The organism is Shewanella sp. SM32 (assembly GCF_025654235.1).
Taxonomy (GTDB): domain Bacteria; phylum Pseudomonadota; class Gammaproteobacteria; order Enterobacterales; family Shewanellaceae; genus Shewanella; species Shewanella oncorhynchi.
The window spans coordinates 34,219-56,822 of the sequence record NZ_JAKKRO010000013.1 but is presented as its reverse complement, the minus strand read 5'-3'; the positions used below and the strand labels follow the sequence as shown (position 1 = coordinate 56,822).

The 22,604-nt window shown below is 40.8% G+C and carries 22 protein-coding genes; 3 read left to right on the top strand and 19 right to left on the bottom strand.

Annotated elements, in window-relative coordinates:
* Nucleotides 1-4: 4 nt before the first annotated feature.
* The 16 genes from L5M10_RS07520 to rfaH all read right to left on the bottom strand — a co-directional run bounded on the left by L5M10_RS07520 (nt 5) and on the right by rfaH (nt 15,380).
* Entirely contained in the window at nt 5-1,351 is a 1,347-nt protein-coding gene (locus L5M10_RS07520; protein WP_263255120.1) for an ANL family adenylate-forming protein, read from the bottom strand.
* Nucleotides 1,351-2,055 carry an SDR family NAD(P)-dependent oxidoreductase gene (locus tag L5M10_RS07515; protein ID WP_263255119.1) on the bottom strand — a complete coding sequence of 235 codons (705 nt, stop codon included), beginning with the start codon at nt 2,053-2,055 and terminating at the stop codon, nt 1,351-1,353. Before L5M10_RS07515 ends, L5M10_RS07520 begins: the two co-directional genes overlap by 1 nt.
* Nucleotides 2,055-2,348 carry a hypothetical protein gene (locus L5M10_RS07510; protein ID WP_263255118.1) on the bottom strand — a complete coding sequence of 98 codons (294 nt, stop codon included), beginning with the start codon at nt 2,346-2,348 and terminating at the stop codon, nt 2,055-2,057. Before L5M10_RS07510 ends, L5M10_RS07515 begins: the two co-directional genes overlap by 1 nt.
* Before the next feature lies 1 nt (nt 2,349).
* Entirely contained in the window at nt 2,350-3,099 is a 750-nt protein-coding gene (locus tag L5M10_RS07505) for an SDR family NAD(P)-dependent oxidoreductase (RefSeq protein ID WP_263255117.1), read from the bottom strand.
* 4 nt (nt 3,100-3,103) lie between these two features.
* Entirely contained in the window at nt 3,104-3,334 is a 231-nt protein-coding gene (locus tag L5M10_RS07500) for an acyl carrier protein (RefSeq protein ID WP_263255116.1), read from the bottom strand.
* Nucleotides 3,331-4,416, bottom strand: coding sequence for a ketoacyl-ACP synthase III (locus L5M10_RS07495; protein ID WP_263255115.1), 1,086 nt, complete (start codon nt 4,414-4,416; stop codon nt 3,331-3,333). The genes L5M10_RS07500 and L5M10_RS07495 overlap by 4 nt, the downstream gene beginning before the upstream one ends.
* Nucleotides 4,417-4,422: 6 nt before the next feature.
* Nucleotides 4,423-4,947 (bottom strand): GNAT family N-acetyltransferase, encoded by a 525-nt coding sequence (locus L5M10_RS07490; RefSeq protein ID WP_263255114.1) that lies wholly within the window; start codon nt 4,945-4,947, stop codon nt 4,423-4,425.
* A gap of 2 nt (nt 4,948-4,949) precedes the next feature.
* Nucleotides 4,950-5,351, bottom strand: a complete 402-nt coding sequence (locus tag L5M10_RS07485; protein ID WP_263255113.1) for a sugar 3,4-ketoisomerase — start codon at nt 5,349-5,351, stop codon at nt 4,950-4,952.
* Nucleotides 5,341-5,898 carry a dTDP-4-dehydrorhamnose 3,5-epimerase gene (rfbC, locus tag L5M10_RS07480; RefSeq protein ID WP_263255112.1) on the bottom strand — a complete coding sequence of 186 codons (558 nt, stop codon included), beginning with the start codon at nt 5,896-5,898 and terminating at the stop codon, nt 5,341-5,343. The genes L5M10_RS07485 and rfbC overlap by 11 nt, the downstream gene beginning before the upstream one ends.
* Nucleotides 5,899-6,032: 134 nt before the next feature.
* Nucleotides 6,033-6,908 carry a dTDP-4-dehydrorhamnose reductase gene (gene rfbD, locus L5M10_RS07475; protein ID WP_263255111.1) on the bottom strand — a complete coding sequence of 292 codons (876 nt, stop codon included), beginning with the start codon at nt 6,906-6,908 and terminating at the stop codon, nt 6,033-6,035.
* A gap of 59 nt (nt 6,909-6,967) precedes the next feature.
* Nucleotides 6,968-7,828 carry a glucose-1-phosphate thymidylyltransferase RfbA gene (gene rfbA / locus L5M10_RS07470; RefSeq protein WP_263255110.1) on the bottom strand — a complete coding sequence of 287 codons (861 nt, stop codon included), beginning with the start codon at nt 7,826-7,828 and terminating at the stop codon, nt 6,968-6,970.
* A gap of 108 nt (nt 7,829-7,936) precedes the next feature.
* Nucleotides 7,937-9,058, bottom strand: coding sequence for a dTDP-glucose 4,6-dehydratase (gene rfbB, locus L5M10_RS07465; protein WP_263255109.1), 1,122 nt, complete (start codon nt 9,056-9,058; stop codon nt 7,937-7,939).
* Between the two features lie 287 nt (nt 9,059-9,345).
* Entirely contained in the window at nt 9,346-10,308 is a 963-nt protein-coding gene (locus tag L5M10_RS07460; protein ID WP_263255108.1) for a Wzz/FepE/Etk N-terminal domain-containing protein, read from the bottom strand.
* Nucleotides 10,309-10,551: 243 nt separating this feature from the next.
* Entirely contained in the window at nt 10,552-10,911 is a 360-nt protein-coding gene (locus L5M10_RS07455) for a four helix bundle protein (protein ID WP_263255107.1), read from the bottom strand.
* A 253-nt stretch (nt 10,912-11,164) separates the two neighbouring features.
* A complete protein-coding gene (locus tag L5M10_RS07450) occupies nt 11,165-13,903 on the bottom strand; it encodes an SLBB domain-containing protein (protein ID WP_263255106.1) in 2,739 nt (912 codons plus the stop codon).
* Nucleotides 13,904-14,873: 970 nt separating this feature from the next.
* Nucleotides 14,874-15,380, bottom strand: coding sequence for a transcription/translation regulatory transformer protein RfaH (gene rfaH / locus L5M10_RS07445; RefSeq protein WP_028761162.1), 507 nt, complete (start codon nt 15,378-15,380; stop codon nt 14,874-14,876).
* 473 nt (nt 15,381-15,853) lie between these two features.
* Between rfaH and L5M10_RS07440 the strand changes: the two genes are divergently transcribed.
* The gene (locus L5M10_RS07440) at nt 15,854-17,359 is read left to right on the top strand and encodes a peptide MFS transporter (protein WP_263255105.1); all 1,506 of its coding nucleotides are present in this window, start codon (nt 15,854-15,856) and stop codon (nt 17,357-17,359) included.
* A 114-nt stretch (nt 17,360-17,473) separates the two neighbouring features.
* On the opposite strand, the gene L5M10_RS07435 is transcribed toward L5M10_RS07440, so the two are convergent.
* Together L5M10_RS07435 and L5M10_RS07430 are read right to left on the bottom strand one after the other, a co-directional pair.
* Nucleotides 17,474-18,577: a response regulator gene (locus L5M10_RS07435; protein WP_263255104.1), complete on the bottom strand. Its 1,104-nt coding sequence runs from the start codon at nt 18,575-18,577 to the stop codon at nt 17,474-17,476.
* A gap of 121 nt (nt 18,578-18,698) precedes the next feature.
* Nucleotides 18,699-19,484: a VacJ family lipoprotein gene (locus L5M10_RS07430; protein ID WP_219233968.1), complete on the bottom strand. Its 786-nt coding sequence runs from the start codon at nt 19,482-19,484 to the stop codon at nt 18,699-18,701.
* A 219-nt stretch (nt 19,485-19,703) separates the two neighbouring features.
* On the opposite strand from L5M10_RS07430, the gene L5M10_RS07425 reads away from it, so the two are divergent.
* Nucleotides 19,704-21,611, top strand: a complete 1,908-nt coding sequence (locus L5M10_RS07425) for a hypothetical protein (protein WP_263255103.1) — start codon at nt 19,704-19,706, stop codon at nt 21,609-21,611.
* 61 nt (nt 21,612-21,672) lie between these two features.
* Nucleotides 21,673-21,981 carry an EscU/YscU/HrcU family type III secretion system export apparatus switch protein gene (locus L5M10_RS07420; RefSeq protein WP_028761167.1) on the top strand — a complete coding sequence of 103 codons (309 nt, stop codon included), beginning with the start codon at nt 21,673-21,675 and terminating at the stop codon, nt 21,979-21,981.
* 53 nt (nt 21,982-22,034) lie between these two features.
* Here the strand turns inward: L5M10_RS07420 and L5M10_RS07415 are convergent, their stop codons facing one another.
* Nucleotides 22,035-22,433, bottom strand: coding sequence for a DUF2802 domain-containing protein (locus tag L5M10_RS07415; RefSeq protein ID WP_028761168.1), 399 nt, complete (start codon nt 22,431-22,433; stop codon nt 22,035-22,037).
* Nucleotides 22,434-22,604 lie beyond the last annotated feature (171 nt).

Sequence of the window (22,604 nt, the reverse complement as noted above, 5' to 3'; positions counted from 1 at the left end):
CGAACTATTTAAGTCTAAGTTTTTTAAAGCGCTCACCAAAACTTGTTTTATCTACAAATTTGAAACGAGCAGGAACTTTATAAGTGTCAAGTTTTGTTCGGCAATAAGCTTGAATAGTTTTTTTAGCTTCCTTCTCTAAAGCACCATCATGTAATACAATCTGCACAGCAACCATTTGCCCTGTAATTGAGTTCTTTTCACTATAAACCATACAGTCATCTACGATATCTAATTCAAGTATTACAGACTCAACTTCAGCAGGCAGTACTTTTTCACCGCCTACGTTAATTATTTCTTTTGCGCGACCTTTTATTTTTAAATATCCGCTATCTAACTCTTCAACTAAGTCACCGGTTTTAAACCAACCATCATCAGTAAAACATTCCATTGATGCGTTTAAATATCCAATAACCTGCGTTTTACTTTTCAACCATAATTCGCCATCAACTATTTTACATTCAAGGTTTGGATCATCAAATTTCATTTGCAAACTGTCTGATGAACGACTTGACGTCTGCGCGATCCCAGTCTCGCTTGTTCCAAATGTTTGTAGCAATTTAGTTCGAGGGAAAAACATTTTGATTTTTTTAAGTAAACTTTCTGGCATTGACTCTGTGCCATAAGTAATCATCTTTAGTGAGCTTAAATTAAAACGTTCTTGCACTCGAGCCATTAGCATCATATTTAAAAAAGTTGGTGATGAAGGTAGCACGTGTATCTGATGCGCTTCAATCAATGCAGCAATATCATCAGGATTACGAGTGTTAGGAAAAACGACTTTAGCCCCCATGGCAAGTGTATTTAATAAGGTATTTAAGCCACCGATATGGTCAAACATTAAAAAAACCAACATGTTGATATTTTTTTGTTTTTTTCCTTGATAGCTGTTAGCTAAGCTGTCCAGATTATGGATCATCGCTTTTGGCTCACCCGTACTACCACTACTGAACAACACTAAACCAGGTTGCTTATTAAAACAGAGCGTTTGTAACATCTGATGTCTGTCTAAGTCATTAGACTTATTCTCAACATGCACTTCACCATGGTCATTGAGTTTTATGATAAAATCTGGGTTCACTACACAAAAGCGTTTATCAATCTCTTCTTTATTATTCGAAACAATAGGGGCAATAATTGATTTTTTTTGTAACAGAGCAAAAAAAAGCGCAACTGCATTGAAATTATAATCTGATAAAATCACAACAACTTGACTATCATCAAATTGTACATCCAGATAATTTTTATAAACATCAATTTGCGTTGCTAGTTGGGCATAAGTAAAGGCCCCTTGAGAATCAACAATAGCAGGTTTGTCTGCTAGAAATCTAAAATGCTCTATAAACCAGGACATTAGTGAAACACCCCACCTAAATAAATAATTTGACCAGTAATGAAATTACTTTTTTCAGAATTAAAAAATTCTATTACATTTAACACATCATCGAAATCACCAAATCGATGAATCGCTTGCTGAGCAAGTAACTCATTAAGTTTGTGTTCAGGTATATTTCTTATCAAATCAGTTTTAACTGGAGTAGGTCCTAAAGCATTAACTCGCACTCCAAATTGAGCTAATTCTTTTGCCGATACGCGAGTGAAACTTTCTATTGCTGCTTTACTCGCCGCATAAACAGCCTCACCTTCAAGATCTAGAGGGACGGCTACTGTAGTGTAATTAACTATCGACCCCATCTTTTGTTTCATCATTACTTTTGCTACTTCACGACTAAACAAGAAAGTGCCAAAAAAATTAGTATTAAACACATTATGAGCATTTTGGTAAGGGGTAGTTAAAATATGATTCATCGCAGCAATACCAGCATTATTTAACAAGATATCAATACTGCCAAAGGCCTTTTTAGTCTGCCTAACCATTGAAACCACAGCTTTTTCGTCTGAAACATCACACTCAAAATGAAGATAATTTTCATGTTCAATAGTAGACTTACCCCGACTACATCCGGACACTCTATGCCCCTGAGCTAGGTAATATTCTGACAAAGATTTACCCAGCCCCTTTCTTGTACCAGTGATTAGATAGACTAATTGCTTCATTACTCAGCCTTAGCCTCTTCAATCAACTTATTTATGTAATTTGCAAGTGCCTTAACACTTCTAAATGGTGAGGTTTTTTGGCTCATCGCTCGTTCATCAGCCAGTGTTAAATCAACGCCGAGATCATCAGAAATAAGACTTTCTAGGTCAGTTACCAAAAAGACTATACCCATGCTATCCAAATTTTCACCGAATAAACGAGTATCTTCTGTGGCATCGATTAGTTCTTGATTATTCTGATCTTCACCGATTTCTTTTACCGTTTCTAAAACTAAATTTAAAATTTTGTCCATTTTAAGCCCCTAAACTTGCACCACCATTAACATCAAACTCACTACCCGTTATCCAGCGAGATTTTTCATCGAGCAAAAAACAAACTAGATTGGAAATGTCTTGTGCTTTCCCAATTCCTAACGGGTATTGTTCATTAATTTTATTAATATAGTCAGCATTATAAACATCTTGCCATTTTTCAATCATCTCAGTCATCACAAAACCAGGCAACACTGAATTAACACAAATATTTCTCGGCGATAATTCCTTTGCCATAGAACGCATAGCACCGTTCAACGCCGCTTTAGATGCGCTGTAGTTTACTAGTCCAGATTGCCCAATCTTGCTGGCTATCGAGGAAATAAATAAGATTGAACCACCTTGATCTTGCATAACACGCTTATCGGAAACGCCTCGCGCCAATGCCAGTCCAGCAAACACATTTAAATTAAAAATCTCCAACATTTTTCCGTAAGTGTTTATCTGCAAAGGGATAATCTGCTGTATTCCGGCTGAATGTACAAAACCAGCAAATCGCCCTCTAAGTTTAGATTGCGAAACTACCCATTTAGGCAAACTATCAATATCAGCGGTTAAATCAACTGATTCAAAATAAAAAGTTAATGGGTAACTAACTAGCAGTTCTTCTACCTTATCATTCGCATTACGGCTTACGCCTAACACTGAATAACCAGATGCGAGCAGATCGCTTGTGATTTGAAAGCCAATCCCTGAACTAACACCTGTTACCAAAATTAGTTTTGATTTCATAAACCTAATCTGTAATTTTATCGCCAGCACGAACCATTAGTTCATGCACCGTATTAAACTTTTTTAAATCATCAAAATTAAGAGTGATGCCATATTCAATATCAAACATCGACATCACACCTAAACTAGCCATAGAATCCCATTCAGGGTATTCAACTAATACCGCATCCTCGGTGATAGTTTCATCTAGTTGCATAATTTCAGTTAGTTGTTCTAAAAAATCTTGCTTATTCATTTCGTACCCTCTTTATTATAAATTGAAACTGGTGGACAAAAAATATTTTCCAGATTAACAATAGCACTAGCCCAAGACAAGCCAACTCCAAAACCAGAAAGAATAAGTTGTTGCTGACTGGTGGCAACTTGTTTATTTAGTGCATCATTAATTGTGCACGGTATAGAAGCGGAACTCTGATTACCATATTTACTGACCGTTTCACACGGTGCTTTTTCTAACGGTAGTTTTAATCGTTTCGCTATATTGGTAATGATGTATTTATTAGCTTGATGAAAAACCACAAAATCAATTTCATCGATTATTTTTTCACTGTACTCTAATATTTCAGTGATCGCTGCTGGTTCAGTTTTAATTGAAAAATTGAATACTTCACCACCATTCATGTGAAGATCATCTTGAGAGCGCCAATTTCCTTCTGAATCTTCTATTGATGTTGCAGTTTCAGAATTCGACGGACAACGAAATCCACCGGCAGGTACTTTGATAAAATCATGTCCAGAACCATCAGTATGTAAGCTGAAAAAAGATGGTTGAACTTGTTCTGATTTTTCAACCAAAGTAGCACTGCCAGCATCCCCAAATAATGGTGCTGTAGTGCGATCTTTAGCATTAACATATTTGCTAATCGTATCGCCGGCTAAAAGTAATACTTTTTTGCATGTACCCGAAGCAATCATCATGTGCGCCATCCATAAACCATAAACATAGCCTGAACAACCTAAATTTATGTCAAAACTTGCACAAATTTTTTCTAATCCTAATCGACCATGCATAATTGCGGCATTAGAAGGCTGAAAATGATCTGGAGTTTGGGTAACGAAAATTAATCCATCTATTTCAGTTTTATTTATACATAACCCTTCGATTAACTTAATAGATGCTTGATAGCACAAGTCAACACTAGTGGTATCTTTATCAGTTACTCTACGTTTATCTAAACCAACTGCTTTTTTTATACGTTGTATTTGTTTTTCATTACCGCCATAAAGGGCGATTTCGTCATCAATAGATTTTTCAATCTGGGGGACGACTGTTACAATTCCTGAAATTTTACAATTTTTGAACTTTGAAAAAGCCATATTAATTTACCCAATATATTTGCTAAATTTAGATTTCATTTTTAGAAAATCATCTTTTATAAATTTATAATAAACATCTTGAGAATCTTCTGATATTTTCATTGACCCGTATGACTCATGAAAACGCTTGACTTTCTTGTTCCCTTGCCTAACATCAAAAAGTATATACAACTTATTGAGCTCATTAAAAACAAAATCATACATTAATAACACACTTTCAAAAGTTGTTTTGAAATCAGTATTATCTTTAATTATCCAACTTCCTGGAGTAGCATGTGAAGACTCAATATTATACAGACGATATGTCCCCACTGGGGTTAAATTTAAATCGGTAATAATAAAATAGTATTCAATGCCATTTACTTCTCTTTCTTTATATAAACTCATCCATTTCATCTGTTCTTGAACAGTAATATGAGATTGATTTAAAAACTTCGACTTTTTCTCATTTTGCCTCAAGCTCAAAATAAATTCACTGTCACTTATATTTGCCAATCTCATTTGACAGTATTTACCAGTTAAAAAAATCATAGTTACAAACCCTTAGCATAAGCTATGAAATCATCGTAATCTCGAATGTAATCACTTTCTTCGTAGAGTTGATCCGCTAATACCATGAGTACACAGTCATCTGAAAAATCGTACATTTCTCGCCACATAAATGACTCGATCAATAACCCTTTTGCAGGATTATCGAGTAACACCTCTACCTTCTCTTTACCGTCATCCAATACAAAACGACACGAACCACGCACGACAATAGCGACTTGCTTGAGAGTCTTGTGAGCGTGATAACCACGTCGCACCCCTTCTTTAGTATTAAACAGGTAATACACCCGCTTAACTGGAAAGGGGATATTGATCCCCTCTTCTAAGGCTATTAGCGAACCACGATCATCACCGTGCGCTTGGAGAGGGATAAGCTTAATTTGCATGTACAAGTTCCTGCTTAAACATTGAGAAGGTTTGTGCTAACACATCTTTTTCTGATAATAAAACGTCCTGATTAGGCCATTGAATATTTAAATCTGCATCATTCCAAACAAGGGCACCTTCACTTTGTTTATGATAATAATTAGTCGTTTTATACAAAAATTCTGCCGTCTCACTTAACGTCACAAATCCATGGGCAAAACCTTCGGGGATCCACAATTGACGCTTATTCTCAGCAGAAAGATGCACCCCAACCCACTGGCCAAAGGTGGGTGAGCTTTTACGAATATCCACCGCCACATCGAATACTTCACCCAGCACACAGCGCACTAATTTAGCTTGAGCATGGGGGGCAAGTTGGTAATGAAGGCCACGCAACACCCCTTTACTCGATTTAGAATGGTTGTCTTGGACAAAATGGACCGGATAGCCGACAGCAGCTTCAAATAACTGCTGGTTAAAGCTTTCAAAAAAGAAACCACGTTCGTCGCCAAAGACTTTTGGCTCGATAATTTTTACGTCAGGGATATTGGTATCGATGATTTTCATTTCTAAAGCCGTTAATGGTTAATAGTTAATGGTTAATAGTTAGTGGTTAGTGGTTAGTGGTTAATGGTGAGTTGTTGGTTTTCACTGACTCGCCGTTTATCTCAAATAACCAATAACTACTTACGAATAACTGCCTATAAAAAACCTTTCAAATTTTTTAACGCTGCTTGCCAGTCGCTGGGCTGAATACCAAAGCTTTGTTCGATTTTACGGCAATCCAGCTTTGAATTGGCAGGACGTTTAGCTGGAGTTGGATATTGGTCGCTTGCTATGGCGTTGACTCGAATCACTTTATTTAAGATGCCTTGCTCATTTGCCTTATTGAAAATGTTACTGGCAAATTGGTGCCAGCTAACATGGGGCAAACCTGCGTAGTGATAAATACCAAATGATTGATTACCTTCGCTAACGGCTTTAGCCATAACGATTAATGCATTGGCAATGTCACCTGCATAGGTGGGGCCACCGAACTGATCGGCTACCACGCCAAGCTCATCACGACTTTGCGCTAAACGCAGCATGGTTTTTACAAAGTTATTACCTGTTTCGCAAAACACCCAAGCGGTACGCAATATAATATGCCGAGGACAAGCGGCTGCAACGGCTAACTCACCGGCCAGTTTACTTTTACCATACACACCTTGGGGATCAATCGCATCAGTCTCTAAGTATTCACCCTGTTTATCACCGGCAAAAACATAGTCAGTGGAAATATGTAACATAACTGCGCCGACGCTGTTAGCTGCTTCGGCTAACCATTGCGGGCCATCACGGTTGATAGCATAGGAAAGTTCGACTTCTTGCTCTGCTTTATCTACTGCGGTGTGCGCCGCTGCATTAATGATCGCATGAGGTTTAAAGTCATTAACTAACTTGGCGACAGCTGCAGCGTCGGTAATATCTAATTGAGTACGATCAACCGCCAAAAATTCAATCTCTGGCATCTGGCTCAATTGTTTAACGAGGCAACTACCCACTTGGCCATTACTACCGGTGACTAATATTTTCATAATTATTCGTTATTCGTTATTCGTTATTTGTGTTTCACTTACCATTAACTATTAACCACTTACACTAGTTTGGCCAAATACTGGCCATAGTCATTTTTAAGCATCGGCTTGGCGAGTTCGTGCAATTGTTCGCGTGTTAGCCAACCATTGCGATAGGCTATTTCTTCTAAACAGGCCACCTTTAAGCCTTGCACATGTTCGATGGTCTGAACAAAAGATGAAGCCTCGTGAAGGCTCTCGTGAGTGCCTGTATCAAGCCAAGCAAAGCCACGACCGAGCAATTCGACATTGAGTTCACCCGCATTGAGGTACATCTCATTGAGAGTGGTAATCTCAAGCTCACCACGGTGCGATGGTTTAACCAGTTTCGCCAGTTCAACCACTTTGTTGTCGTAAAAATACAGGCCTGTGACCGCGTAATTAGATTTTGGCTTCGCGGGCTTTTCTTCAATTGAAATGGCTTTCATATCTGCATCAAATTCCACCACACCAAAACGCTCGGGGTCTTTCACTTGGTAGCCAAATACAGTCGCGCCAGATTCACGCGAAGCGGCATTTTTGAGTGTCTTGGAAAAAGACTGACCGTAGAAAATATTATCGCCAAGCACTAAGCAGACATTCGAATCGCCAATAAACTGTTCACCAATAATAAAGGCTTGCGCTAAGCCATCTGGTGAAGGTTGTACGGCATATTCGAGGTTAATGCCAAAATCGGAGCCATCACCTAATAAGCGCTTAAAGGCAGCGTTATCTTCGGGAGTGGTGATAATTAAAATATCGCGAATACCCGCTAACATAAGTGTTGATAGCGGATAATAAATCATCGGTTTGTCGTAAATTGGCAACAGCTGTTTAGATACGCCGCGAGTTAATGGATATAAACGCGTACCTGAACCGCCGGCTAGAATAATTCCTTTCATAAATCCTCAAATTCGATAACGGTCAACGGTCAACGGTCAACGGTCAACGGTCAACGGTCAACGGTCAACGGTCAACGGTCAACGGTCAAAAAAATAAGTAGAATAACTTTAGATACCTAAACGTTCTCTTTGGTAAGAACCGTCTTGGACATGTTGACACCACTCTTGGTTAGCTAAATACCATTCAATGGTTTTACGAAGGCCTGTTTCGAAGGTTTCTTCTGGTTGCCAGTTAAGCTCATTACTCATTTTCGTAGCATCTATGGCATAACGGCGATCATGGCCTGGTCTATCGGCAACTTCAGTGATTAATGATGAATACTGTGTGTTGAGTGAGTAACCACGCTCGTGCATTGGCGCGAGTTCATCCAAGATTGCACAGATAGTTTTGACTACCTCAATATTTTGTTTCTCGTTATGGCCACCAATATTGTAGGTTTCACCAATTTTGCCCTCAGTAACCACTTTGTATAGTGCGCGTGCATGGTCTTCGACATATAACCAATCGCGGATCTGGTCGCCTTTACCGTAAATAGGCAATGCCTTGCCTTCAAGTGCATTAAGGATCACCAGTGGGATTAGCTTTTCAGGAAAGTGATACGGACCATAATTGTTGGAGCAGTTTGTGACTATGGTCGGTAGTCCATAGGTCCGCAGCCATGCCCGCACTAGATGGTCGCTTGAGGCTTTAGATGCCGAATAAGGACTACTAGGCGCATAGGGTGTTGTTTCGGTGAACAGCGGTAAGTGCTGGTTACTTGTTATTGGTGAATCGTGATTAGCGCCCATCATGATTTCGTCAGGATGAGGTAAATCGCCATAAACTTCATCAGTAGAAATATGATGAAAACGAAAAGCTTTCTTTGCTTCCGCAGATAACTCGTTCCAATAAGCACGCGTTGCTTCTAGAAGTGTATAAGTACCAACGATATTGGTCTGAATGAAATCTGAAGGACCAGTAATAGAACGATCTACGTGAGATTCTGCCGCTAAATGCATTACGGCATCAGGTTGATGCAGAGCAAACACGCGCTCAAGCGCTACACGATCGCAAATATCCAACTGCTCGAATGCGTATCGTTGATTTTTTTCAACACTCACAAGAGATTCAAGATTGCCAGCATAAGTCAGTTTATCGACATTAATTACGCTATCTTGAGTATTGTTGATGATATAACGAACGACTGCAGAGCCGATAAAGCCAGCACCACCTGTAACCAGAATTTTCACTAAAAATACCTCGATAAAATATAAAATGTAACGCTTGTGAGAGTTAGAAAGCGGTTAACGGAACGCTTCGCGGCTAGAGCGGGCTACGCGCCCTGCTAGAAAAAGCAGAGCGTCGCTCGATAACTGCTCCTACGCTCTTATTAAAAAGCGTGCTACCTCCTGCATCTGACCACCATGGATGGTGGAAATGTCAGATTTTGTATGGAACAAAATTGACCATGCAGTCGTTTGCTTCTTCTAGAGTCTAGAACAGCGCTTTTTACTGCGTCCTAGAACTGAGCGTTAGCCTAAGCCTCTTTCCTCATAAAATGCCTTACCAGCACAATCATCACCCCTAACATGCCGCCAAGCATGGTACCTAATACGCAAATTAATGCGCGTTTTGGTTTGGCCTTTTCTTCAGGTATTAATGCTGGGTCAATAGTTTTAAAAACGTATTCATCACGCACTTCGGCAAACATAATGGTTTTAGCTTGTTCTTCTACTAACTTATACAAAATTGTTCGAATATCAGCCACATTAGTTAAGGCAATTTGTTTATTTAAAAACTCACTGCTACGATTCGCCTCAGCAACGTCACGGTCTTTCATCACTTTGTTAATATCTTGGATTAACCAAGCTACCCACTGCTGGGCAACAGCAGGTGATAAATGCTCAACTGAAATAGTGACCATTCCAGTTTCTTTCGCTTTATTAACAGCAATCATTTTGCTAAAAACTTTATAAGCCTCCTGCATTGAAGGCTCTGGTTTAAATGGCGCTTTGACTTCACGTACCCAAGTACTGGTTTGTTCGTTGTAAAGTTCAGGATCATAAATTAATTTATCAGCATCCCTATCCCATTTTTCGACGGCCATTAAATCGACGAGGATATTGTGTCTTTGAATAAAATCACTGGTAAATTGGCGGGATTTCAATACCTCGATGGCGAGCTCTGTTTTATCCGTACCGCCCTTAGCACCTAAATTTACCCCAGCTAAGCTTGCTAAGCCCCCAAACTGCGATGCTAATGCACTTAAACCACCGCCTTGCTCTTCAGATGCGGGAGCTAATAAAGCTTCGGATTTATAGATATTGGGTTGTTTTATAGCAAAAATAACTGCACCAATTGCGAATACAGCTGTAATGGCAATAATTAACCATTTGCCTTGCCAGATGACAGAGAATAATTCACGAAGATCAATTTCGTCATCTTGCACAGTCGACGGAAACTTTGCATCTTGTTTATATTTGTTTATTTCATTAGACATTTAAAACTTATCTCGTTATGTAAGTTCTCGTAGACGGTTGACGGAACGCTCCGCTGGCAGATAACGGTAAAAGCAAAGCTAAGAACGTTGACAGTTGACGGAACGTTCGCAGTCTCACTCACGGAACGCTGCGCTTACGGATAACAGACAATGCTTTTACCGTAAAGGCGAAGCCCGTTCCGTTATCCTAGTAACATCCGTTAGTCACGTAGTGACATTCTGTAGCCGCAAAGCGGCGTGCGCTTATTTATTTTCTGAATTTCGACCTTTAATCGATTTGATTAACCCAGCTAGCATAGCGGATATTCTTTCAGTTTTTATTAGTAAATCATCAACATAATTTGGTTCTAAATAACCAATATCTTTACCAATCATGGCTTGCGTAATCAATTCCGCAAGCGAAGCTTTAGCAATATATAAAAACTGTATTTGCTCTTTAGCGCCGTAACGTTCCATTCCCTCAGCAATATTTGACGGAACAGAAAGGCCGGACCGAGTAATTTGGTCTCTGAAGCCCCAATCTCGGAGGTCTTTTGTAGCTATATAAATAGAAGATGATAATTCGTAACTAAGTTGCCAGACTTCTAGCTTTTGAAACTTCATATCCACTTCTTGGAAAAATTTAAAACCGATCACGGTTGACGGAACCGGAAACGTTGACTGTTGACAGAACGCTTCACTTACAGATAACGGTAAAAGCAACAAGAAATTCGCTTACCGTAAGGGCGCAGCCCATTCCGTTATTGTAGTCGCAACGCGGCGTACTTTTATCCGTAAGGGCACTGCCCGTTCCGTTATCCGCAAGTCACGTAGTGACTTTCTGTAGCCGTAAAGCGGCGCTCCTAGATTCCTAGTTCTACAGGCCTGCGATAACTGATACAGCTACGGCGGTGTTATAGATAATACCCGTGATCTGTGTCCAGAGACTTAGGTTATCTTTATATTCCGTATCTAATGGCACAATAATGGTATCACCCGGTTGTAACTGGTCTTCACTACTAAACCAACTCGAACGACCAGGCATGAGTACTGAACCATTTGCTTGGATAACATAAGTGCGGTCTTCATCAGCACGTTTACGCGCACCACCGGACATAGCTAAATATTGGTCTAAAGTTAAGCCATCTTTAAATCTGTGAGTTGCTGGGTGCTGAACCTCTCCCATCACTGCAATGGTTTGCTTAGTCGATGGAACATAGAGGATATCGGCATCTTCAAGCTGAATATTCGCTTGTTCAATCCCTAATGAAATTGCAGGTAAATCGACAACGAGGCGCCCTACCGCTTTGATATTTTCTAAATCGGCCAACATCAATTGCGCATCAGCATAATTGACCATAGTGCCATCCTGCGATACACCTCGTGTGGCTATATCTCGACGCAATTGATCGGCTAACTTTTTAATCTCTATTTGCTCTTGCTTACGAACAGATTCGCGCACAAATACAGCTGATGGCAAATAAGCATATTCAGTAAACCCACCCACACGAGCGATTAAATCGTTAAGTGTTTCACCGCGGCGGATATTGTAGCGTCCAGGGAATTTTACTTCGCCTCGGATTTCAACAACTTTAGATTCTTGCCAATCAGGAGTCGTCATCACTGTTAGCATGTCGCGCCCAGTTAAACGTATATTGGCACTTTCGATTCCTTGCAATGCTTGTGTTAAATCCAGATTATTATGCTTAATTCTCGAGCCATTGATATCGGTTAAGGTAGTGGTTAATTCAGCTCTAGCGGTATAAGCACCTTCTTTTAAACCACCTGCAGCGATCACTAAATCATTCACCCGAGCACCCACAGTCAGTGGATATACTCCTGGCTCTCTTACCTGTCCATCAATAGCAACTATTTGAATACCCGAGCCTGCTCGCCCTTGGCTATTTAATTTAACCATTACTGGGTAGAGTAACTCTTGACGGCCCATCTGATTACTGAGTTTAAGCAATTCTGTATCGTCAAATAAATTAGCCAACATTTTATTGACTACGCCTTTAACAACTTCAGCCTCTTCAGACTCTTTCTTATCTGTTAGTACTACACCAGCAAGATCGGTACGTTGCGATAACTTAGTTTTATCGAGTTGAACAAAACCGGCTTTAAATAAATCTGAACCTAAAAGATTACTTGTATTTAAAGAAGTGACTTTTTCAACACGCTCTTTTACTAATTTATTTAGCTCATAGCGGTTCTGTATATCATCTGAAAAATTAAACAGAATGATTTTATCTCGCGCATTTAAGCTAAGGTCTTGGCCACTTTCTTTAGCACTAATTGCTTTCCCTGGTGAGAATTGATGCACTTCAATATCACCGTACTGATTCACTTCACGGATCACGATTGCGTAATCGAGATCAGCAGAAGCCGCTAAGTCTCCCCACAGAGAAGGTAATACGTCACTTACTTTTTGACCGGCAAACCATTGATATTTACCCGGACGAACAACAGCCCCGGCTATAGTGATGGCACTCTCGTATTGCTCCGACGCACTTTTCACGCGAACAATATCACCTGCTTTGGCTGGTGTATTTCGACCTTGCTCAGAGGTTAAATCTACGTTCACTATGGTTTTCAAAGATTTACTATTATAACGCTCTATTGAACTGCTTTTAGGATATGCTCCTGTATTTAACCCAGCGGCCATTGCGATAACGTCAGCCATGCTCTCATTGTGTTTTAGCTCGTAAATAGCTGGGCGTCTTACTTCGCCAGTTACGCTTACAAGGCCGCCAATAGAAGGAATAAACACCACATCACCAGAATGGAGTCTTAAATCCCCCGAGGCATCACCTCGCATTAACAGGTCATAAAGATCTAAAGTACCAACTAGTTTGCCATTACGTTTCAGCTGTACATTACGTAATGAACCGATCTCGTTAACACCACCAGCGACAAACAGAGCCTGAGTGATAGTTGATAAACTTGAAACCGTATACGAACCAGGTTTATAGGCATCACCGGCCACAAAAATGCGTATCGAGCGCAACTCACCCATAGTGATGTTGGACTCAATACCTATCATTTGCTCACTAATACGCTGGGATAAAGAGTCTCTGAGCTCAGAGAAACTAAGCCCCATGACTGGTATTGGACCTAGCTCAGGGAACTGGATAACCCCCTCACGGTTAATGACGAGGTCATACTCTTTATTTTCTTTACCATAAAGCTGAACTTTAATGTTATCGCCTGGACCGACGAGATACTCTCCCGGAACCGGTACATCTGACACAGGTGCAAATGTGCTTGGTTCACCAGCAAACATCTCATAACCGAAACGACGCAATTTTATTTTGCTGGTATCTTCAGAAAAATCTAACTCAGCTTTAGCCGCTTTTTTATCGGCATCAGACACACGAGGATTGGTGTCTCTTTCCCCTACTACTTCAGGATTTGTAACCTGAGTTTGGGCCTGAGAACCTGAAAGCATATTAGGATCAATACCGTATTGCTTAGCAAGCCTTGCCTGTTCAGATTTCGGTAATTGCTTGAACTGCTCAATCATTTGTGGAGATGGCGTAACGGCATGAACCTGAGCGCCCATCAATATTGTGGCGCCAAGGCCTACTATGATGAATTTTTTGATTTGTTGTAACACCAGATATCTCCGATTGGATTTAAAATGATAAAAAGCAGAGTTGCTAGAAAAAACAGAGCGTCGCTCGCTCCTTCTAGAGTCTAGGACGCTATGCGGCTAGAGCGGGCTACGCCCTGCTAGAAAAAGCAGAGCATCGCTGCGCTCCTTCTAGATTCTAAAGCAAGCCTGCGAGCGTTCTAGAGCGAAGCGACCTAGAGCGAAGCGACCTAGAGCGAAGCGACCTAGAGCCACGAAGTGGCGTTCTAGCAGACCGAAGGCCGTCCTTTTTTGCTTTCAGACACGCTACCGATCCGCGTGGCGGCCCGAGGTCTTCGGCGTCCGCTTAACGAATGAAACTATTCATTCTTCAACTATATACCTCTATAAATGCCAGTTCGGCATCCATGCCTCTCGTTCGAGAGCTTAACCTGCGGTTTCTCACCTTTCAGACACGCTACCGATCCGCGTGGCGGCCCGAGGCCTTCGGCATCCGCTTAACGAATGAAACTATTCATTCGATGTCTTTCAGACACGCTACCGCCCATAGATTGCGGCTTCTATATTGCCCTTCGCGATGCGAAAATTCATATTTTTCATTAACATAAAACAGCTTTACAATAATAGTTAAGTTCTATGCTAATCCAATTTTATGGTGTAACTAAATCTAGTTACATTAGTAAAACACCTTAAAAATAGGATGCAAACACTTAAGATAAGAGCTTATATTCTAACTTTATGATTACAGAATCTTACTTCAAAGATTCACTACCGATAGAACATTTAATGTTCAAACGGCCATTTTTAAGATCACACCTTAACAGGTTGCATTTTAAAAATGTAACTACAAACCCTAAACAAAATCAACAAATTGATTTTTAAGTAAATATTAAACACCTTGTCGCTTTGGTAAATACTTTATCAACTTCAAGGATAGCTAATATCTTACAAAATACTGAGCATTACTCTTACAACAGGTTTTGTACTTATGCACTTAAACACAAATTCGTTCCACACTTTGCTGTGGTACAGTCACTGTCTTTATCTGCCCCATAATATTAAAAAGAACATGGCAACGTTTGTTTGGGCATTTTTCTTGAAAAATGCCTTCGAGATCAACAAAGGGGCCATCTGTAAAACGAATTTTTTCCCCCGTTTTTAGCTCTAATTCTTCGTCTAATACTGTTTGGGAAGGCGTTAGTTCTTTCATGCGGATGGCATGGATAATTCTGTCGTCAATAGGCGTCATTTTCTCTTGACAATTAACGATTCGATTAACGCCACGAGTAGAATGGACCTGCCTGACACTTGTCTGACTTGGGTCAAAATTGATGAATAAATAATTAGGAAAGAGTGGTACACGACAGACTTGTTTGCGCCCGCGCTGAGATTTCTCTTCAGAGACCATAGGCAAATACGTCTCTAAATTTTGAAGTGCTAAGTTCTGTTGTGCTCTCGCTTCACTACGAGGTTTACAATACAAAAGGTACCATGCCTTCATAAGCTAATCTCACTACCCTATAAATAAGTGATGTCCATTCACGGGTCGCAATCATAGCAAAGATGCTCAAGTCGGTGGAAGTAATTTTTCGACTATTCCAGTCTCTCGCTCGGTATGCATACAATGACGCTCACATTAACTAATTCATAATTAAAATCACAACACTATACTGCTGATAATGTCACCACTTAGCTTACCAAAATTGACTTTGGTTGCTTTTAAGGGGTATATAAGGTGGGATTTTAGCGAAAATACTCATTTTACTGCTAAACACATTACTTTTATTATAAGAACGTAACAATAACCCATACGTAACTAGCGGTTATTCAACAATTAATGAATGCTATAGCGCGAATTAATGGTTGATAAAAACCTGCAGGCGATATTGGGACGAGCAACAACCATTTTTCTGTGGTGACATCATCCTGTTTCAGGGGCCCACAGGCAATCACGAGCTTAAGGTGGAAGACTTCATGAGCGTAGCAAAACCACAAGGAACGATGCTTGGGCATCCCAAGGGATTGTTCCTGCTGTTTACAACAGAACTTTGGGAACGATTTAGTTATTATGCAATGCGTGCCATTTTGGTGCTGTATTTAGTTGATCAGGTGGGTAAACAAGGCGGTGGCGGCTTAGGATTTAGCCAAGCTGACGCTTTATCCTTATATGGTACTTTTACTGCGTTAGTGTATTTAACGCCGCTGATTGGTGGTTGGTTAGCTGATAATTTTCTGGGACAGCGCAAAGCCATTTATTTTGGTGGTGCGTTAATGGCGGCTGGCCAATTTATGCTAGCTGCGCCTCATGCTTGGTTTTCAGGTATTGAAACGACAATTTTTTATATCGGTTTAGGTACCCTCATTCTGGGTAATGGTTTGTTTAAGCCGAACATTTCCACTATGGTGGGCGATCTCTACGAGGAAGGTGATCACCGTCGCGATGGTGCATTTACTATTTTCTATATGGGAATCAATTTAGGTGCGGCATTATCCGGCTTTATTGTTGCTTGGGCTTATACTAGCTTTGGCCACACTGAAATGGTTAATGGCCAAGAGGTTTTTGTTAATAACTGGCAGGCAGGTTTCTTCTGTGCTGGTATTGGTATGCTGCTGTCGCTGGTGATTCAATTTTTATTTGCTCAAAAACTGTTAGGTAACATTGGTACCGTGCCAGCGGCCAAGCTAGAACGTGAACGCCAGGCTAAGCTAGGCAATACCCGTAAAGAACCACTTACTAAAATTGAGCGTGATCGTCTCAAGGTAATTATGGTGCTGGGTTTGTTCACTATTATTTTCTGGGCGGGCTTTGAACAAGCGGGCGGATTAATGAACTTATTTACCAATGAGTTTACTGACCGTTACATAGGTACTTGGGAAGTGCCCACGACTTATTTCCAATCGCTAAACGCTATTTTTATTGTGTTATTTGCCCCTGTAATTGCTTCTATCTGGATCCGTTTAGGTAAAAATGAACCTAACTCGCCAGTGAAATTTGCCTTAGGTTTGTTCTTATTGGCGATTGGCTTCTTGTTCATGATTGGCGCTGTGGTTGAGATGGGTAGCGATCCTACAGCTAAATCAAGCATGTGGTGGTTAGTGGGTGCTTATTTCTTCCATACTATGGGTGAATTATGTTTGTCACCTATTGGCTTGTCTATGGTGACTAAGCTTGCTCCACTGCGTATTGCCTCTTTGATGATGGGCGCTTGGTTCCTGTTTATTGCGATGGCGAACAAGGTTGCTGGGGTCGTAGGCTCTTTGATTGGTCACGGTGGTGGCAAAGAGGAACAACTTGCTAATGCTATGTCAATTTTTGCTGGTATCGCGATTACAGCGGCTCTGTCTGGCGTGATCCTGTATTTTATGGCTGACAAATTAGTCGATTGGATGCATGGCGCAGAAACCAAGCATCATACTGAAGCCGAAGCCTTAGAAAGTGAAATTGCAGTGACGGCTGAACATGAAGCGATAAAACGTTAATTATCCTGTTCAACTGTTTTTGACTGTTAAAACAAAACGCCTTACTCGCAAGAGTAAGGCGTTTTTGTTAAGTCAGCTATTCGGTATACTCAATTTCGCCAAAGCGTCAAAAAACTAAAGGCTTAACTGTAGAAAACCACCTGCGGGTAGCGTTGCATCATAGACTAAGCCCTTAAACTTGTTATCAAGTAAAGCTTGTTTATGCTCAGGCTCACTTGTCGCAATACACAACTGTTCTTGCGGTAAAATACTGCGGAACTGAATGCTCGGTTTACCCCAATCCAACACGCCAAGCTGAAGACTCTCAGACAGTGCTAACGGGCTTAATCCCTCGTCATTACGCAGATAACAACGCAACCCCTTACCCGCCTGTGCAATAGCTGCACGGTACTTAGTTAGCTCAATGGCAACATAAATCATATCGGCTTTGATATCGAGACCAGATTTCACTAAACGCTCGTTCAAATAGCTCATCATGTTAAAAGGCTCAATAATGCTTTGACTCTGACCATTTCGAAAATCTTTAAGCTTCTGATTAACAAAACTTCTCAGCAGAACGCAGGCAAACGCAGCTCGATTATCCTCTGGGTACAAATGGGCCATGTACATAATCAGGTAATCACTACCTACCATAGTTGAATCAATGAAATAACTGCTTATATCGCTATTTTTATAAAGGCTATAGTCAACCTTGGCTGCCGGATAACTAATATTTGAAGCGGGAAAGAGTTGTTGCTGAACTTGTTTTGCTGCAGCAACACTTTGCTCAAGCAATGCTAGATTATCACTTAATTCTTGGTGGGATAACGCGTCAAAATCTGCGGCTTGAGTATCATCAATGTAGGGACTATGAAGGCTTTGTTTAATGGCTTGTTCAATAATAAATAAATCAGATACTGGCTTAACGAGATAATCACTTGCGCCAATGCGTAAGGCTTCTACGACGTCAGCCATGACATTATTACCCGAGATCACGATAGAAGGCACTAAAGGTGCTAACCTTGTCATTTCCTTAAGCATATCGAGCCCACCGAGCTTAGGCATACTCAAGTCTGCAAGAACAATATCGAAGCGCTGCGATTTAAAAACTGACAATCCTTGTTCACCATCACAGGCTTGTGTGACTTGCGCACCTCTGCTATCGAGAAAGCTTGCAACAATCTGCCTAAACACGGGGTCATCTTCAACTAAAAGAACCGCAACACCATTTAACGCCATAAAGGTTCCCGAATAAAGTTCATCGCATAGCCATTACTCAAGTGAATATGCCAATAACAAAATTTAACAAGGCTAGCATTTGACGACTAAAGACAAATGCTGTCAAGTACGGCCAATAGGGTTACTCAAGCTCCTGCATATACTGATCGAGCAACTCATCATCATCTTGCTTTTGAGGGACATTACCATCATAGACTTTATAGTCCATGTGCTGTAAATATGCATCTTTGACAAAGGCATAGGGATCGAGTGCATTATCAACAAGTCGCTCTTGATCGATTGCTGATGCTCTAGAATGAAGGTTTTTAAGTCCCCATTTAACAATGGATTGCCACATTGTTAACTCAGACAATGGAAAGTATAGACCATCAACCCAATCAGACGCGAGTTCTCGCACAACATAAGGACCCGCAAATGGCGCCATAAAGTAAGGTCCATTAGGCACCCCATAATAACCTAGCACCTCATTAAACTCATCTTGCTTGCGGCTCATACCCATCATGTCAGCGACATCAATGACACCTAATAAGCCGACAGTAGAATTGATTGTAAAGCGTCCACCCGCATTAGCTGCCCAGCCCCACTTACCCTGCAGCACGTTGTTTACTAAGCTGCTAGGTTCCTCTAAATTCTGCACAAAGTTATTGATACCTGTTTTAGCAGGCGTAGGAATATAATCGTTATAACCATGGGCTACAGGACGATATAAATATCTATCTAGGTAGAGATAGTTGAAGTCCCACATAGCTCGGTTAAAGCCTTCGAACGGGTCGCGGGGATCATCATAGGTAATTTGTACCTTAGCAGGTGTTTCCTGCTGAATGGTATCTGGTAGGGATACTTCAGCCGATTGCACTTTAGGCAACAGCATTAACCCCAAAGATAATCCCATCCATTTTAACTTCATATCGCTCTCTTAATATAAATGTACAGTTTAGACATCAAATTTTCGCTAAAGTGACAATACAAAAATGACGATATAAAGATAATTCGTCTTAGTGGCATACTATCCAGTATGACAGTTCCTTTGTCACAAGGCGCATAAGCATACTTGGCAAAAAAAATTGGTCAATTGTTAATTTTACTAAACGAATGTATCGCAGGATAAACTATATAAGGTCATTAAATGGAGTCGATTCCACTTGTCAGCAGTCAAAATTCGCAGTTACACACTGCGGTGGCTAACACTGATGCCCTCAATGCTACTCCACGCCCCATTCCGGCTCAGGTGCAAACATCACCTGAGGGAGATAGTATTATTCTAAACGGTACAGAATATAATTTAAAGCTAGTTAATGCTCAACAGCGGCAAATATTGTTGACTGCTAATAGCTTTTTAGTCACGCCCAATGCGCAGAACAGCTCAACTCCAACTACGATAGTGCAAAACTCAACTAGCCAACTGCTTGCATTAGCTACACCTCTCGTACTGAAAATTCCTGAGGCAGTGATCAATCTTGCGCAACAAAATGGCATCTCTCAGACGCAGCTTTCAACGCTCGCGGCTCGCACACAGGGCTATCCATTACCCAACGTCACTATAGTTAACAAGGAGTTTCAATTTGCTAATGGTACCGTTGTAGCACAAGATCCTGGACCCCAGCTGAATCAAGGTGAATTCATCGCGAAAATAGCCTTTCAACAAGGGCGCCCTATTTTATTACTCACCCCAATACAGAGCAAACTCGAAATCATAATTGGGACGCCAGTAAATGAAACTCACGTTCCCACAAATAAACCATCTTCTGATCTTGTGATCGCGAAAATTGAACCAGCCCAGATCATTGCGTCCTTTCTAAAAAAACTCGAAAATATCAACTTTCTACCTGAGCCCACAAAACAAATTGTCACGGCCAAAGTCGATATAATGCAGCTTCAAAGTAAAGTAGATGTTCCATCAGCGCCTACTGCGACTGGCTCACAGAATATCTCTAACGCGCAAGTCATAACGCCAACAACTAAAGACCGAGGTCAGATCAGCACCCAAAACTCAGCCCTTGAAAATCGGCTTGTGGGTCAATCACTAGCATCACAAATGGGTGAAAACGTAAATAGCAAAAACGGGTTACCTCAAAGCTCAAAAACGTCACAAGAAATCCTAAGTGTGAGTCCTACAGACATAAACAAACTTAAGAATATTTTAGGTTCCAGTAACCAAAAGAGTGAACAACCAGGCAATGATGCTAAGACTGATACTTCGATAAAAGTAGCTGATGTCTTACAAAAAGCGTTCAATAAAGCGGGGGCACTTCCTATTGAGCTATCTCGTTCTAATAGCAACTCGAATTTAGCATCTGAGTTATTGAAACACCTACCGCATTTAGGGCTACCACCACTGAGCCAATTAAATGATATCGATGAACTCAAAGCCAATATTCTCGGTCTAGCGAGTCTAAATCTTGCTACGCCTCAATCAAATCAAGCCTCAATACTCATCAATGGGAGTGCAATTACCTCACTTTTTCAGCTGCTACTTGGCTTTAAAGCCAATAACAATTCGAATTCCGTGAGCAAAAAGCTTGCCGACTACCTTGAGCAGTTACAAGCTAAAGTGGGCTTCTCCACTAAACTACTTGGGCAACTGAGCAAAGCAGGAGGCCTTGATAGCATGGGAGTATTAGCCTCTAACCTGCATTTATACCAACAGGCAAGTAATGAGAGCGCAGGCAATTTGGTGTGGTTCTTTGCCCTGCCCTATGGCATTAACCAACGACAGGAGCAACTGGAAGGGAAATTTGAGCAAGAAGCCGATCCTGATGACCCAGATAAAAAAATGGGATGGCGTTTACAACTGAAGTTTAATCTAGCACAAGGACCTCTGCTGATTTCAGCCCAAAACCACAATCAACAATTAGATATCCAGTTTAAAGGCAATAGTCAGATACTACTTAATAAGGTTAATAACTTTTTAACGCCCTTAAGCCAAAAACTATCACAACTGGGTTTTACGCCTGGAGAACTATCAACTCAAATAGCGCAAGTACCAGCAACCTTATTACCTGGTGATCATTTCCTCGTAAAGACAAAAGCTTAATGAGTGACAATGCTCCAACACTAATATTGAGTTCATTATACAAAACATTGGGAATAACGATATGAGCGAAGAGAGTGAACCTAAACAAGCTGTCGCACTCAGCTACGATGGCCGTAACGCTCCTAAAATAGTCGCGACTGGTGAAGGGCTTATCGCAGAAGAAATTATTGCCTTAGCTAAGGCTAACGGCGTTTATATCCATCAAGATCCCCATCTGAGCCATTTTTTGCAATTGCTAGAGTTAGGAGAGGAAATTCCCAAGGAGCTTTACCTGCTTATCGCCGAACTGATTGCATTTGTGTATATGCTCGACGGTAAATTTCCTGAGCAATGGAATAATATGCATAAAAAAATTGTCGAGAAGGCATAAAATAAAAAAGCTAATTCAGAAAAATTAGCTTTTAGTGTTCAATTGGCTACCGATTACTTACGATGCAGACGGATCAACAGCTCGGCTTCAGCTTTAGGTAATTCGCATTCCTTAATCAACTCGTCAACGCCAGCACCAAGCGCGACCATCTTCATGGCTCGAGTATAAAGTTTTGCCTGTGGATCCTGCTGAGTCGTCTCTTCAATCCGTTCAGACTGTTGCAATATGCGTTTCTCTAATTCAATAACACGACGGCCTACACCGATTGTGCCACTGCGTAATTCTTGCAATTCGCGTTTAAAAGACTCTCGCTGCCGATCGCCCTCTTTGACTAACACAGTCAATGCCTCAACTTTGCTTCTTAATTTACTCAATTGCTTTTGTAAAAAGAGTACTAACCCTAAGCATGCGATGACATAGACTAACGCTGCGATCAAAAATTCATCGCCCATCAAAAATCCTTATACTCACTCAAAGCCATAGATTTGGAGCTTGCTTACAATTGAGTTATCTATTCCAAAGTGCTCACTTAACGTCACCAATATAATTGGCCATTGTTCAAGCTATGATAAAAAGACTTCGTCTACCCATAAATCGTAAATACTCAACATCATCGATTTATT